General features: G+C 37.0%; 11 protein-coding genes. 7 read left to right on the top strand and 4 right to left on the bottom strand.

All coding sequences use genetic code 11. From position 1 onward, the window contains the following. Positions 1-7: 7 nt before the first annotated feature. Complete coding sequence (gldJ, locus tag ACM6F9_RS05675; protein ID WP_414844791.1) at positions 8-1,609, bottom strand: gliding motility lipoprotein GldJ; 1,602 nt, start codon at positions 1,607-1,609, stop codon at positions 8-10. Between the two features lie 164 nt (positions 1,610-1,773). Between gldJ and porU the strand changes: the two genes are divergently transcribed. From porU to ACM6F9_RS05660, 3 genes are all read left to right on the top strand, one after another. Next, positions 1,774-5,679, top strand: coding sequence for a type IX secretion system sortase PorU (gene porU / locus ACM6F9_RS05670; protein WP_414844790.1), 3,906 nt, complete (start codon positions 1,774-1,776; stop codon positions 5,677-5,679). Positions 5,680-5,738: 59 nt separating this feature from the next. After that, on the top strand, positions 5,739-6,902 hold the full coding sequence (gene porV / locus ACM6F9_RS05665) for a type IX secretion system outer membrane channel protein PorV (RefSeq protein ID WP_105703306.1): 1,164 nt from the start codon (positions 5,739-5,741) through the stop codon (positions 6,900-6,902). A gap of 176 nt (positions 6,903-7,078) precedes the next feature. Beyond that, on the top strand, positions 7,079-9,343 hold the full coding sequence (locus tag ACM6F9_RS05660) for an FUSC family membrane protein (RefSeq protein ID WP_414844789.1): 2,265 nt from the start codon (positions 7,079-7,081) through the stop codon (positions 9,341-9,343). Here the strand turns inward: ACM6F9_RS05660 and ACM6F9_RS05655 are convergent. Together ACM6F9_RS05655 and ACM6F9_RS05650 are read right to left on the bottom strand one after the other, a co-directional pair. Continuing rightward, entirely contained in the window at positions 9,324-9,938 is a 615-nt protein-coding gene (locus ACM6F9_RS05655) for a 4'-phosphopantetheinyl transferase family protein (RefSeq protein WP_414844788.1), read from the bottom strand. The two genes, ACM6F9_RS05660 and ACM6F9_RS05655, sit on opposite strands and share 20 nt — an antisense overlap. Before the next feature lie 146 nt (positions 9,939-10,084). Then, positions 10,085-10,603 (bottom strand): pyridoxamine 5'-phosphate oxidase family protein, encoded by a 519-nt coding sequence (locus tag ACM6F9_RS05650; RefSeq protein ID WP_414844787.1) that lies wholly within the window; start codon positions 10,601-10,603, stop codon positions 10,085-10,087. Between the two features lie 167 nt (positions 10,604-10,770). Here ACM6F9_RS05650 and ahcY point away from each other — a divergent pair, with 167 nt between their 5' ends. From ahcY to ACM6F9_RS05635, 3 genes are all read left to right on the top strand, one after another. Further along, positions 10,771-12,084, top strand: a complete 1,314-nt coding sequence (ahcY, locus tag ACM6F9_RS05645) for an adenosylhomocysteinase (protein WP_047378461.1) — start codon at positions 10,771-10,773, stop codon at positions 12,082-12,084. Positions 12,085-12,245: 161 nt separating this feature from the next. Beyond that, a complete protein-coding gene (gene yiaA, locus ACM6F9_RS05640; protein WP_034699887.1) occupies positions 12,246-12,638 on the top strand; it encodes an inner membrane protein YiaA in 393 nt (130 codons plus the stop codon). A 179-nt stretch (positions 12,639-12,817) separates the two neighbouring features. Next, the gene (locus tag ACM6F9_RS05635; RefSeq protein ID WP_414844786.1) at positions 12,818-14,371 is read left to right on the top strand and encodes a BspA family leucine-rich repeat surface protein; all 1,554 of its coding nucleotides are present in this window, start codon (positions 12,818-12,820) and stop codon (positions 14,369-14,371) included. A 53-nt stretch (positions 14,372-14,424) separates the two neighbouring features. Here the strand turns inward: ACM6F9_RS05635 and purE are convergent, their stop codons facing one another. Beyond that, positions 14,425-14,928: a 5-(carboxyamino)imidazole ribonucleotide mutase gene (gene purE / locus ACM6F9_RS05630; RefSeq protein ID WP_414844785.1), complete on the bottom strand. Its 504-nt coding sequence runs from the start codon at positions 14,926-14,928 to the stop codon at positions 14,425-14,427. Between the two features lie 228 nt (positions 14,929-15,156). On the opposite strand from purE, the gene ACM6F9_RS05625 reads away from it, so the two are divergent. Further along, on the top strand, positions 15,157-16,062 hold the full coding sequence (locus ACM6F9_RS05625) for a DMT family transporter (protein ID WP_414845104.1): 906 nt from the start codon (positions 15,157-15,159) through the stop codon (positions 16,060-16,062). Positions 16,063-16,080: the final 18 nt, after the last annotated feature.

The raw sequence follows: 16,080 nt of genomic DNA, 5'->3' as shown, positions 1-16,080 counted from the left end.
ATAAATATTATCTTCTAGTTCTACTCTTATCGTTAGTTCTAGCATCCTGTGCAACACGGAATCCTACCCAACCATAAGCTCTGTTTTGATTTTTATATCTTCTTTGTCCCGGATCCAGCCAATAAGCTGTATCCTGCCAAGAACCACCTTTTACTACTCTCACCTCGTTAGAGATTCCTGAAGTTCTATCTTTAGTATCTTTCTGTAACTTTACTCTACCTGCTCCATCTACAACAAAGCTTGTCTTAGGACCGTTATACATATCAAATCCGGAAGCAGAATCAGAAGCTCTGTAATATTCTAAAGAAGATTGTTTGTCACCGTCTCTGTAGTTTCTGTAGTCAGCGATAGTCTGTCTTTCGAATTGTCCAGGAAGTCCTTTGTAAACTAATCTTCCATCAGCCAAAGTATCATACTTGATAGTTCCTTCGTCGATCATTTTGTAAGTACCGTCTCCGTTTCTTACGATCGCCTGAGGCATATTTCCTCTATAGTAGTTGAAATCGTTGTAATCTTCATCAATGATGGGTCTGTAAACATCAGCAGTCCATTCTGCAACGTTACCATACATACCATAAACACCAAGATCATTAGATGGATATTGTCTTACGTCAGACGTTTGAGCTGATCCGTCATTTTTCCATCCAGCGATACCAGAATAGTCACCTTTACCCATTTTGAAGTTTTCAAGGAACATTCCTCTGTCTCTTCCTTTAGTACCTCTTAATCTTTCGATTTCAGGTTTTTTACCTAAGTATTGGTTGTATTCTCTGGTTTTAGCCATTCCAAGAGCTGCATATTCCCATTCTACTTCAGTAGGAAGTCTGAACTTCTGTACCATTGCAGAATTTGGAGCTCTGTTAGCTGCAAGCAATCTCTGGTTTGTAGTTTTCATACCAGTTTTTTGCTGCATTCTTTTCTCATTAATATATCCTTGCATTTCAGGATCATTCGATTTGAATTTATCCATGTTGAATGCAGTACCTCCTTGGTTGTTGGATTCATTGATATACAAATCTTTAGCAATAATACCAGCCTGCATCAAAGCTTTTTCATTCGCTCTGTCTGACAGCCATTCACAGTATCTGTTTGCCTGAGTCCAGGAAACCCCTACAACAGGATAGTAATCGAATTCCGGAGAACGCAAATACGTTTCGTTATAATCGTTTCTTGCTAATTTGTTGTCCCATAATAAGGTATCCGGTAAAGCACCGTTATAGATTTCCTTAAAACTAGGATCACTTGGTGGAAATACATACTTCAACCATGTAAGGTATTCACGGTATTCGTAGTTAGTAATTTCTGTTTCTCCGATAAAGAATGAACTTACCTGCATTCTGCGCGGTGTGTTATTCCAATCGTGCATAACATCATCTTTCACTAATCCCATTGTAAAAGTTCCACCTTCTACATATACCATTCCAGGCCACCCCTTCTGCTTTTGTTGCTTTCCTGCAAAAAACCAACCTTGTTTTTCGTTTGGTTTCCAACCCGTTTTACTGACAAATTTTTTGGTACCGCCACCTTTGCTGGTTCCTGATCCGCCACAGCTGGTTAATGCAAGTGTAGAACTTAATGCTATTAATGAAAACAACTTTAGTTTTTTCATAGTCGATATAAATATTTTCAAAGTACAAAGAAAAAATAAATTATTCAATAAATCAAGTAAACATTTGATTTTTTTGAAAAACGTTAACAAATTAATTTTATTGTATCACAATTTAATTCTAAAATTTTCATTTATTTTGTAATTTAGCAATTTCAATAGTAAACATGAGACGAAAAATTACGCTTTTATCTTTAATCGCTTTTGCATCAACACTTTACGCCCAAAGAAACACCATTGAATGGAATGGTTCCAAAATTCAGGATTTTGGTGACACAAAATTAAATCTTCCCAATTTTAAAAATGAAGGTTTTTCTTTCAGCCAAAATAATGTTTTTATAGTAACCAAGCAAAAAATCGGAGAAAAGCAACTGAAAATTTCAGATCTTGTCTGGGAAAGCGTTTCCAATCAGGATTTATTTGAACTGGACAAAGGCAGACTTCCGGATTATGATGTGGCAGATGTTTCCTATTATAATTTAGATGGTGATACCTATGCCAGCATTAGTATTGCTTTATTTAAAAATGTAAAAGGCCGTGTTCAGAGGTTATCTTCATTTAATGTTACAGAAGCAGCTTCATTTGTAAATACGACAGGAACTGTTAATAAGATAGGAACTACCGCCAATCCTTTATCAAGCGGAAACTTCTACAAAATAAAAGTAGATAAATCCGGGGTATTCAAAATTACATCACAGTTTTTAAAAGATAACGGAATCAATCCTGGATCTGTAAACCCTAAGAATTTCAGGATTTATGGAAACGGAGGAATAATGCTTCCTGAGTTCAACCAGGATGCGAGATATGGGGCTTTACAGGAAAATGCTATTCAGGTAGTAGGTGAAGATGATGGTGTATGGAATGACAATGATTATGCTCTGTTCTATGCTCAGGGCCCGGATGGATACAACCTTTATGACAGCTCCAACGGAAACGGTTTTAAAAGAAATGACACGCGATTCAATGAAGAAAGAAGCAATAACGTCAAAAATATATATGAGGATTTCTCTTATTACTATATCAATTTTGACAAGGGTGCCGGAAAAAGAATTCCAACAGTTGACGGAAATCTTCCTGCCCAGCTGATTACAAGATATGACAACTATCAGGTGATCAACAAGGATCAGAAAAACCTGCTAAAAGTAGGTAGAACATGGGTAGAAGACGCACCTTTCACCAATGAAAAAACAATAACGCTTACTACCAATTCACCTATTCAGGCCAATGATGTTGTACGATACAGAACAAAAGTAGTAGCTTATAAAGCACAACAAAATTCTATTGGTTTTAAGATCAATAATTTAACTCCGAATCCTCTGCAAATTATTCCTACTGATACTTCAACCTACCAGTACAACTTCTACCCTGTAATCTTTAATGGTACTCTTACCAACCTTACCGGGAATCAGTTTACAATGGTTCTGAACCCGGATATTTCCAAAAACCCTAACGGAACTTTCTATTTTGATTATGTAGAAGTTCAGTACAAAGAAAATCTTGCTTTCAATGGTTCTCAAATGAACTTCAGAGATTATTCTATTGTTAGTGGAAGCAATACAGACTATGGTTTCAGCATTACCAACGCAACTAATGTAGAGCAAGTATGGGATGTAACAGATATTACCAATGCAAACAGAAGAGTGAATAAAGCCGGAGCAGGCTCATTCAACTTTGCTTATACAGCTGCTGATCAGAATTTCAATAACGAATTTGTAGCTTTCCGTGCGGATGCAGCTTACTCACCACAGTTTGTAAGTAGAATTTCCAATCAGAATCTTTCTGCTATACAAAATATAGATTATCTGATCCTTACCGTCCCTGAAATGATGGGTCAGGCACAGAGAATTGCCAGCTACCATCAAACCAATCATAATTATAAGGTAGAGATTGTAGACATTAATAAGATCTATGAAGAATACGGCAGTGGAAGTAAAGACCTTACAGCGATAAGAGATTTTGTCAGCAAACTGAATACTCCTATGGGGAGACTTCAGTATGTATTTATTCTGGGAGATGCATCATTTGATTATAAGAACAGAGTTCCGAATAATTCCAACGTTGTTTCCAGCTACCAGAGTGAGCAGTCTTCAGATTATGTATCATCATTTGTAACGGATGATTATATTGTAATGACAAAGCCACAAACAACATTATTAATTGAAAACAATTTACCGGATCTGCCGGTGGGAAGAATCCCTGCTGCCAATGTAAGTGAAGCCGGAGATATGATCAATAAGACATTGGCTTATTATAACTCTCTTCAGGGACAATCGAGCCCGTTTGGAGACTGGCGTATGAGACTAGACTTCGTAGTGGATGATAATAATGAAGGAGGAAGCCCTTTTCACAATGTAATGAACACTTCTCTGGCTAATATATTTGAACAACCTGGCCAGACTGAGCTGAAAGAATACAATGTTAAAAAACTATATATGGATGCTTTTACCGCTCAGAGTACATCCGGAGGGCGAAGATATCCACAGGTAAATCAGGCTATTTCCAATGCAATCGGGAACAGTTTATATTTATTCTATTTCGGACATGGTGGAATCAACGGCTGGGCGCAGGAAAGAGTATTAACAAGCTCTGAGGTTCAGAATGCTAATAACTTCTCCAATGTATACAGCAGATTCCCATTCGTTTCTACCATTACGTGTGAATTCACATTATGGGACGAACCTTCAACCAACTCTGTGGGGGAACAGTTTATCAAAATGAAACAGGGAGGTGCATCTACAATGATTACTTCCAGCCGTGCAATTGGTGTAGATTATGGACGTGATTTCACCAATACACTTACTCAAAATATATTTAAGCTAACCAGCGACGACTTTAACACGTTAGGAAACGCTCATTTAATTGCAAAAAAACAAAAAGGCCCGAATAACAACCATTTAAAGGTAAACTTTCTGGGTGATCCTGCCATGAAACTAAGCAGACCACAAAGGCTTCTTACCATTGATCTAATTGAAACTCCGGTTCCGGGACTGATAAGAGGTTTGGATTTCGTAAAGATAAAAGGACACATCAATAATCCGAACGGAACGCTGAACAACACCTTCAATGGAAGAGTAAGTATCAATATTTTTGATAAGAGATTAAATAAGAAAACATTAAATAATAGTGGTGCATTATCTCCTGTGTTAGATTATACCGAAGAAGGAAGTGCTATTGTGAAAGCTGCCGGAACTGCTGTAAATGGAGTATTTACAGCTGAATTCTATGTTCCTAAAGATATCAATTATGCTGTAGGTCAGGGAAGAATTTTAGCTTACGCAGATAACAAGGCAACAGACGTTTTCAATAATCAGGCTGTACAGGTAGGTGATATCAACCCTAACGGAATTAATGACAATCAGCCTCCAAAAGTAAAACTGTATATGAATAACACCAACTTTGCGGATGGTGGAATTACGAACCAGAATCCTATGCTTCTTGCCTGTCTTACAGATGACACAGGAATCAACTCTACAGGATCCGGGGTAGGTCACGATATTACAGTATATCTGGACGGGCAGATTATCAATACTGTTGTACTGAATGACTATTATGCACCAGGTGAAGGAAACGGATGTTTAAGCCCTAGCCTTGCTGACTTCCAGAAAGGAAATGTAGCCTATCCATTCAGAAATTTGGCGGTGGGTCAACACCAATTATCATTTAAAGTTTGGGACATAAACAATAATTCTACATCTGCTACGTTAAACTTTGAAGTTAAGGATGAGTCTGACCAACACCTGACGATTAACCGTCCGTTGAACTGGCCAAATCCATTTACAAATAAAACTTATATTCAGTTTGAACACAATTGTGATGATATTCTGGATGTGAACGTACAAATTTATACAATAACTGGAAGATTGGTAAGAACTTTATCACAGCCGGTGGTAGCAGAACCGTTCCTACAGGGCTTTAGAACGCCTCGTCAGGCAATAGAATGGGACGGAAGAGATGATTTTGGTGCTACAGTAGCAAAAGGTACATATATTTTTAAGATATTTGCAAAAAGTCAAAATCAAGAAAAATGCAAAGGAAGTGCTACAGCTGTAGAAAAAATGGTACTTTTGAAATAATTAAATAATACATAGACAATAATATTAACAAAAAACTGATAATATATAAAAGACAACATATGAATTTAACTACTAAACTGCTTTTAGGATTTGGTTTGAGTGCTGGTTTTTTAGGCTATTCGCAAGATTTAGGTAAAGTAAACCCAGTTCTTACCGGAGCTCCTTTCCTAAGAATTGCACCTGACGCGAGATCGGGAGGTATGGGAGACCAAGGGGTGGTAACCTCTCCGGATGCATTTTCACAATTCTGGAATGCGGCTAAATATCCTTTCAGCAGGACAAGTTCTTCCGTAGGTCTTAACTATACGCCTTACATGGGAAAACTTACCAATGATGTATTCTTATTATATGCTTCGTTCCATAAGTTTTTAGGGCAGGAAGAAAGATCTACAATCTCTGCAAGTATCTATTATTTCAACATGGGACAGGTAGACCTGACTCAGCTGGTAGGTACAGAAATTGCATCAATGGGTACATCCAAACCAAACGAATTCTCCATTGACGTTGCTTACGCCTTGAAGCTTTCTGATTCATTCTCTGGTGCTGTTACCGGTAGATTTATCCGTTCAGACTTAGCCGGAGGATTCAACACAGATACTACACTTAAAGCGGCAAACAGTTTCGCAGTAGACGTTTCAGGATACTATACCTCTCCAAGATTCTCCAGTATTGGTGGATATGATGGTAAAGTAAATGCTGGTTTAGCTATTCAGAACTTAGGTCCGAAACTGGATTATACAGGAAATGAAGAATCAAGATCTTATCTTCCTACTATGGCAAGATTAGGGGTTGGATATGATATGTACCTGGATGATATGAACAGAGTAGGAATTTCTGTAGAAGGTTCAAAACTTTTGGTGCCTGGATCTGAGTATGCAGGAATAGACCCTAATACAAGACAGCCTATTTATCAGATTCCGAACGTAGGGCCAATGGCTGGTATCGGAAAATCTTTCAAAAATAAAAACAGTATCATGTATAGTGGTGCTCTGGAATATTCATATGACAATGCTTTTTCTGTAAGAGGAGGTTACTTCCATGAAAGTGAAGAGCAGGGAGCAAGACAGTTTGCAACAGCCGGTATTGGCTTAAAATACCGTTCTTTCGGACTGGATCTTTCTTACCTGATCAATATGTCTAAAATCAACAGTGCATTGGATAACACTCTTCGTTTCGGTCTTACCTGGAACATTGGAGAAGAAACATCCAACAACGATCGTTAATAAAAGCAACAGCTATATAAAAAAAGCCTCATACAATTGTAATGAGGCTTTTTTTGTGAATGGTCAATAGTCATCATCAATTTCTTTTTATACGCTTTAAAAGAAATATAATATTAAGTTTACAAAAGTCTCTTTTTTATGGCGATTTTCTTAAATTCAATAGCTATTTTTGTAATATGAACTATTCGGCGGAATTAAAAAAATTTGTAACCAGTCAGTATGTATATTCTGCCATCAGAATTACATTAGCTACTGTTCTGCCTTGTTTAGTCCTCGCCCACTTTGGGATTTTGAAGGAATATTTCCTTTTCCCGCTGGGAACCAGCTTCGTAGCACTTACAGATCAGCCTGGTCCTTTCATCAGAAGAAGAAATGCCCTTACTTTTGCCATCTGCTGTTTTGTATTTGTAGCCCTCATTGCAAGCCTTGTCATGAATTTCAAAGTATTGGTTCTTGCTGAAATCATTGTCTTTGGGATGTTTTTCTCTCTGATTGGCGTTTACGGTCAAAGATTGGCAGCTGTAGGTTCGCTATCGCTTGTTGTACTGGCCATCTTTATTGACGGGCATCTTACGGGAAGTAATATCTTTAAAAGTCTGTTGATCTTTGCTTGTGGCTGTATATGGTTTTTGCTCATATTTCTTATTGTAACAACCATTCGTCCATATAAACTGGCAAGCCAGATGATTGGAGAAAATTACCTTCAGCTGGCTGAGTTTTTAAAGATTAAAGCCAGTTATTATCAGAAAAATCCGGATTTTAATAAGCTGACCACTCAGGTTATTGCGAAGCAGATTGAAATAAAAAATCTTCAGGAAGACACCAGAGAAACCGTTTTTAAAACAAGAACCATTGTCAATGAATCTACGACAACCAGTCGTTTGTTGATGCTGATGTTCCTTAATTCTATGGACCTTCATGAAAAGCTGATGACTTCTGAAAGTGACTATCAAAAGTTACAACAGAGCTTTGAGGACAGTATGATCCTTGTGAATATTCATGATTATCTCAATCTTTTGGCAGAAGAGATCACCAATATCGGGATTGCACTCCAAAGCGGTACCCGGGCAAAGCCTATGGCTAATCTGGAAGTGGAATTAAAGAATCTTAATTACAATTATTTCGAACTCAGAAACAAGCAGCTCTCTTCTGATAATCTGGAAAATTTCATGATCCTCCGCCAGATCCTGATGCGCATCTATGAAATCACCAAAGAAATCAACGAGATTTATAAAGTATTTTCACAAAATATCAAACTGGCAAAAAGTTTATCCACAGGATTAGACCTTAAAAAATTCATGCCTAATGAACCTAAACTTAATGCTAAGGTTTTAAGGAATAACATCTCATTATCCTCTTCCCATTTCCGTCATGCTATAAGAATTACAACAGCATTGCTTTTGGGATATGTTTTCTCTATGTTCGATTTTCTGGGACTGGGGCACACCTATTGGATATTAATTACCATCACAGCCATTTTAAAACCGGCTTATTCCATTACAAAACAGAGAAACCTTCTCCGTCTCTATGGAACCATTGCAGGGGCAAGTATTGCTTATGCCATTCTGCATTTTGTACATATCAACGGGGTTTTATTTGCTATTTTGCTGATCAGTATGATTATGTGCTTTAGTTTTCTGAAGGGACGATATTTCTGGGCCGTACTATTTATGACGATCTATGTTTTCCTGAGTTTTAATTTTTTAAATCCTGGGAAAGTCAATATCATTTTTAAAGACAGAATCTTTGATACCGCCATTGCCGGAATTATTGCTTTTGCAGTATCTTATATTGTATTGCCCGTTTGGGAGCACACCCAAAATCTGGATCTGATGAAAAAGTCTGCAGCAGACAACCTCATCTACTTTCAGAGTGTAATTTCCAAATTCCTGCAGGGAAATTTTGACCTTGAAGATTATAAAGTAAAGCGAAAAAATGCGATCATTTCTTTAGCCAACCTTTCCGATAATTTTCAGAGAATGATTTCGGATCCTAAAAATCAGCAGAAAAAACTGGAAGTTGTACATCAATTTGTGGCAACATCACATCTGATTACGGCATATACCGCTTCTTTATCTCAATATTCAAAAAGTAATGAGCAGTATCCTGAGATAGATGCTGAAAGCTGGAGCAGAAAGATTGAAGCAGAAATGCAGCAAACCTCTACCCTTCTCAATGGGAATGACATCAACGAAACCTTGAAAATGGAAAGCCGTCTTGAGCCGGAAGATTCCTCCATTGAAGATTTGCTTATGAAAAGAAAAACCGAAATTGAGGAAAACGACATTGTTGACAGAAGAGACCCTGATAAAGTATCCCACTTAACGGAACTTAAAAACATCCACGATATTCTGGAGCTGATCTATGACGTAGCTAAAGAACAGAGAAAAGTGATCGAAAAGTACAGAAACGAAACAGATCCTACTCCTCCACAATCGTAAAGCAGTAATAATCGAAAAATTCTACTCTGGCTTTGAATTCATCAGAGAACTCATCATCATATACTCGGCAGCTTATTTTATGAAGATGCTTCAGTTCAAAAGGCTTTACTTCATAATTTTTCTTTAAAGACCAGTATTTAGAATGATGGATTTTGTACATACTTTCTTTTACACTCCATATAATAGTATAAAAAGTATCCGCTTTGTCTTCAGGAATGAATCCACGCTCATTTTCATAAGTGAACTTATCAATGACCCTTAAAATCTTAGGATTGAATTTTTCGACATCAATGCCTATTTTATTTTTAGAAATAGCAATGGCAGCAAAGGGAAAAGAATGCGTAATAGAAATTTCCGCATCATTGGGTGAAAGAAAAGGTTCTCTTTCTTTATATAAAATTTTAGAATTAGGCTTTAATCCTTTCAGGAGCTTACGAACCATCAGGACTTCCAGCAATTTTTTAGGATGATAATCTTTCACCTTTTCAGCATTTTCTGGCTCCAGAAGTTGGTTGATGTCAAGTTCTTCACTTTCATCGTACTTCCAAACCAAAATTGTGGCATTATCATCTGAAAAATCTCTGTAAAGGGGCATTCTTTTTTTATTGGACAAAAGTACTAAAAAGAAACCATTTCCAAAAAGCAGGAAGATGGGAGCTGGAGGATGGAAGTTACGATTCGTTATAAGAATAAATTAATCTTTACAAACTTCCAGCATCCTTCTTCCAGCTCCCAGCCTATCTATTTAGACTGATGGTTCACATCATTTCTATGCTCTACAATTTCAAGATTAGCATCTACAAAATAAGCGCTTCCAAATCCGTTCACATAGGATCCTTTTACAGGCTGCAATGCAATTAAAATAAAATCTCCCATTTCAGAAATCACATCTACTACTTTACCATAAGTTTCTTTAAGTTGAGCCACTACAGTATTCCATACTTCAGAATCTCTTTCAATCTGTGAAGCTGCTGCTTCAATAGTAAGACGTTCGCGGGCATAGATTTGTTTGGTAGCTGATTCATCTTCAATAAACATAATGGATGTTTTTCTTCCGTCAGCAAGATTTTTAGTATGCTTTGCCATGAAAGACACCAGAATATAAAAAGTCTGATCTACCTGTACAAAAGGAGCATAACTGGAATTTGGGTTACCTTCAGCATCTACTGTAGCTAAAATAATACTTTTGGATGCATTGATTAGCTCCTGTACTTTTGGAGCAACAGGTTTGATTTTCTTTTCTGTATGAGTATGGTTCATAATATATTTTTTTATCTGCTAAAATTAATTATTTATATTAAGACTAAATAATATTAATTCATGTTTAATCTCATAAAACTGAACTTGATGTGCCGTTTTTATATCTTAATTATTAATCGTAATTTTGCCTTTCGTTATCAATTGAATTTAAAAACTATTCATTACATATGAGTACTACAACACAATACGTTCCTTATAAAGTTAAGGATATCTCCCTTGCAGAATGGGGTAGAAAAGAAATTACTCTTGCAGAGGCAGAAATGCCAGGTTTGATGTCTATCCGTGAAGAGTACGGACCATCTCAGCCACTGAAAGGAGCAAGAATCGCCGGATGTCTTCACATGACGATCCAAACGGCTGTGCTTATCGAGACTTTGGTAGCTTTAGGAGCTGAAGTTACCTGGTCATCTTGTAATATTTTCTCTACACAAGACCACGCTGCTGCTGCTATTGCTGCTGCGGGAATTCCGGTTTATGCTTGGAAAGGTTTAAATGAAGAGGAATTTGACTGGTGTATTGAGCAGACTTTATTCTTTGGTGAAGACAGAAAGCCGTTAAACATGATTTTGGATGATGGTGGGGATTTGACAAATATGGTTTTTGACAAATACCCTGAATTCACAAAAGATATCAAAGGACTTTCTGAAGAAACTACTACAGGAGTACACAGATTATACGAAAGAATGAAGAACGGAACTTTAGTGATGCCTGCAATCAATGTAAACGATTCAGTTACTAAATCTAAATTCGACAACAAATATGGATGTAAAGAATCTGCTGTAGATGCAGTAAGAAGAGCTACAGACGTAATGTTGGCAGGAAAAAGAGTGGTAGTTTGCGGATACGGAGACGTAGGAAAAGGGACTGCTGCTTCATTCAGAGGAGCTGGATCTATCGTTACTGTTACGGAAATTGACCCAATCTGTGCACTTCAGGCTGCAATGGACGGTTACGAAGTAAAAAGATTAGATACTGTGGTAGATAATGCTGATATCATCATCACTACAACAGGTAACTTCAACATCGTAAGAGGAGAACACTTCCTTAAGATGAAAGATAAAGCGATCGTTTGTAACATTGGTCACTTCGATAATGAAATCGATATGGCTTGGTTAAATAAGAACTATGGTCAGACTAAATCTGAAGTGAAGCCTCAGGTTGACATCTACACTATTGAAGGAAAAGAAGTGATCATCCTTGCAGAAGGAAGATTAGTAAACTTAGGATGTGCTACAGGTCATCCAAGTTTCGTAATGTCTAACTCTTTCTCTAACCAGACTTTGGCTCAGATCGAATTATGGAACAACTCTGCTGCTTATGGAAATGAAGTATATATGCTTCCTAAGCACTTGGACGAAAAAGTAGCGGCTTTACACCTTAAGAAATTAAGCGTTGAGCTTGAAACTCTTTCTCCTGAGCAGGCTGAATATATCGGAGTAGATGTAAAAGGGCCATTCAAGCCTGAATACTACAGATACTAAGATTTAAATAAAATATGATAAAATCCCATTATTTCTAAGATAGTGGGATTTTTTTATGCAGAGGTATGACACATTCCGTATTTTGCCCATATTTCCCCTCTTTTAGAGCTCTGTTTATAAAAAATGAATATCTTAGCTCTCTTAAAATAAAACATTAATCTATGAAAAAACAAAGAGTATCGAATGCATTCGTCGCTGCATCATGGGTAGCATTGGGCGCAGGAATGATTGGTTTCATTGTGGGTCTTGCAAGAGCTGAAATGCTGCTGAATGAAAAGGGATATTATTTCACTATTCTTCTTTATGGCTTATTTGCCGTTGTCTCTCTACAGAAAGCAGTACGAGACAGGTTAGAAAATATTCAGGTAACAGATATTTATTATGGGATCTGCTGGTTTGCAACATTATCATCTATTGTATTACTAGCTATCGGACTTTGGAATGCCACTATCCTTCCAAGCGAAAAGGGGTTTTATGCTTTTGCATTTTTGCTCGCTCTATTCGGAGCTATCGCAGTCCAAAAAAATACACGTGACAATATGCTTCAGGAATAAATTAAACTCTCCATTTTGGAGAGTTTTTTTTATCAAAATAAGAATATTCAAAATAACAACGAATAACATTATCAATATTTTAAAATTTCATTATATTTATGCAATAAAATAGAAATATAATTAAAAATATAAACATTTTTCTATTTTTACATTAAAAACTAACACCATAAACTATAATCATGATTTTAAAAAAAATCCAATCTCTTATCTTTCTTCTGTTGGTTATCATTGTAAACGCTCAGGATGAGTTTATTACGATTTGGAAACCTTCATCTACGATAATACCGACATTAACCGTAGATGCTCCGTATCAGGCTACACCTCAGCAAATATGGTTTCCCGGAATTGGTGACAATTATGACATTTATTGGGAGGAAGTAGGCTATCCCCAGCACAATGGTTCGCTTACCGATGTCACTTCCACAAAACAAGTCTTTATTGATTTTGGTACATCACTGGCAGATGGGAATAATGCTAAATACAGAGTAAAAGTAAGTAATGGAAATGGCATTTTCAAACAGATAAAATTCGCAACACCACAGATTCTTACGCTTCCTGAGCAACTCTTTCCTATCTGGCAGCTCAATGGAAGTGCAGATAAAATAGTAGAAATAGAGCAATGGGGAAATATTTCATGGGCAACAATGAATAGTGCATTTAGCCTTTGCAAACTCATGCTTCTTACCGCAACAGACAGCCCAAAACTTAATAATGTTGAAGATGCTTCTTTTATGTTTTATGGAACAACCAGCTTTAAAGGGGCCAGCTCCATGCAAAATTGGGATACTTCGAAAATCAAGGATTTTAGTTTTATGTTTTCACTTTTATTTGATGTTACACCATCTACACTGACAGATCAGTTTAATCCGCCTTATTTCGATACCTGGAATATGTCATCAGCTACAAACCTCAGCTATATGTTTGGAAACAGAATTGTTTTTAACCAAACCCTTAATAGCTGGGATGTTTCAAAAGTAGCAGATATGAGCTGGATGTTTGGCCAGTGCGCAAGCTTCAATCAGCGTCTGGACAACTGGGATACTTCGAATCTTGAAGACATGCACTTTATGTTTCATATGATCCCTGTTTTCAATCAACAGCTCAACTGGAATACGTCCAAGGTTACAAATATGGCTCATATTTTTCATGGCTGTACAGCCTTTAACCAACCTTTAAATTGGGATATGACTAAAGCAGAGAAAATAGATCAAATCCTTAATAGTGCTTCAAGCTTTAATCAACCCCTGGGAAATTGGAACTTAGCTTCTGTTATTGATGGAAATGGAGCAATAACTTTATCAGGTCTTAATTGTGAAAATTACAGCAAAACACTTCAGGGGTGGGCAGACAACCCCAATACAGCCAACAACATTTCATTAGGTTCTGTAACAGGATTAAAATATGCTTCAAACGTGTCAGACAAAAGAGATATTCTGATCAATAAAGGCTGGTTCATCAATGGGGATACAGTAGGAAACTGCTTGTTGTCTTTATCAGATTTAAAATTGACTAAAAAGATCTCACTTTATCCTAACCCTGCTGTGGATGATATTCACATTGAAGGATTAACTGATATTAAAAGTTATAAAATTTATGATGCCAGCGGAAGGCTTGTAAAAGAAGGAAATCCAAATAAAGATATGATCAATGTAAGCTATTTACCAAAAGGCAATTACACTTTACAACTTATGATGAAAGAAAATATTATCTCTTCAAAATTCATTAAAAAATAAAACAAAGAAGCCTCGCTGAAAAGTGAGGCTTTTATTTTGAGTGTAAAAATAAACTATTTGTCAAAATGATTAGGGTGCTGCGCTTTGATTTCATCTACAGTTCCCAACACCTTATCTTTTAAAGAATCCTGGTATTTCTGAAGTTTTGCAGCTACTTCTTCATTACCACTTCCTAAAATTTTTGCGGCTAAGATCCCAGCATTCAAAGCTCCGTTCAAAGCTACGGTAGCAACAGGAATTCCTCCAGGCATCTGAAGAATAGATAAAACAGAATCCCATCCGTCTATAGAATTACTGGACAAAATAGGAACTCCAATTACCGGAAGTGTCGTACAGCTTGCCACCATTCCCGGAAGATGGGCTGCTCCACCTGCGCCTGCTACAATTACCTTCAAACCTCTTTCCTGAGCAGTCTTTGCATAATCGAACATTCTTTCCGGTGTTCTGTGCGCTGAAACTACAGTTAATTCGTAAGGGATATCAAGGCTTTTAAGAAAATTTGCAGCCTGTTCCATGATCGGCAGATCACTCTGACTGCCCATAATAATTCCTACCATCTTCAATTTTTATTAGATGTTCAAAGATAAAAAATAAAATGCAAAGCTGGAAGTTGGAGGAAGTAAGCTGGAAGTTCTTTTAAATACTATCAAATATACTAAACAGCAACCATTCAATAAACAGCTAGCAACCCATCCCCCAATCTGTATCATCAAAAATTGGAACAACTGTACCCATCAGAATTATTTTAAAACCTCTACATTTGTTTGTTACACTATTTATTGACGTTGAAAGATTATAAACTTATTTTTGCTGTTTTTACCGTTGCCATTGTTTGGGGAACGACTTTTTTAGCAATTCGTGTTGCTGTGGAAACCATTCCTGCATGGTTTGTAGCCGGAATCCGACAATTTCTGGCTTCTATGATTATGCTTGTTGTTCTTCTTTCCAGAAAAGAATTCAAGTGGATTGGCTGGAAAAGCTTAGGTTACCAGGTTATTTTTGCTTCCCTGATGCTGGTAGTTGCTAATGGTATGACGACTGTGGCTGAAGAAACCGTTTCGAGCAGCTTAGCTTCACTCATCAGTGCCTGCTCTCCTATTCTCGTTTTTTTGGGAAGTGTGGCTGTAGGACTGCAAAAATTTAGTTTGCGGGCACTTAGTGGTGTTCTGCTCTGCTTCGGCGGGATTCTTTTTATTTTTTGGGATGGACTTAAAGATCTTGCCAACCCAGATTACAGAATGGGAATGATCTTCCTTTTCTGTGCTATCGCAGGCTGGGCTTCCGGAACTATTTTCACTAAAAAATTAAATATCCAGAGCGGAAATATAACATTGAACCTGTTCTATCAGTTCTTGTTTGCAGGAGTAGTTCAGGTTATTTTTGCTTTTCTGTTTTCCGAAAATTACAACTTTGGAAACTGGACTCTTAAAAGTATTTCTGCAATGATTTATCTCGCTGTTTTCGGATCTGTAGCAGCTTTTTTTGCTTTCCATTATGCACTGACAAAAATTTCCCCGGTTCAGGTTTCTATCCTTGCGTACATCAATACCATTATTGCCATATTTCTGGGCTGGCTGATTATGGATGAGAAAGTGACATCTAAATTCATTCTTGCTGCTGTAATGATCATTTGTGGAGTTTTTATTATCAATTACAAACCGGAGATGTTTAAAAGACAAAGGGTTGAATAATAGACATTTTTTAACCAC

Origin of the sequence: Chryseobacterium sp. IT-36CA2 (assembly GCF_949767875.1) — a bacterium.
In the GTDB taxonomy this organism is placed as follows: Bacteria; Bacteroidota; Bacteroidia; order Flavobacteriales; family Weeksellaceae; genus Chryseobacterium.
Note: the sequence above shows the minus strand (reverse complement) of the source record. Positions and strands in the feature narration are given on the sequence as shown.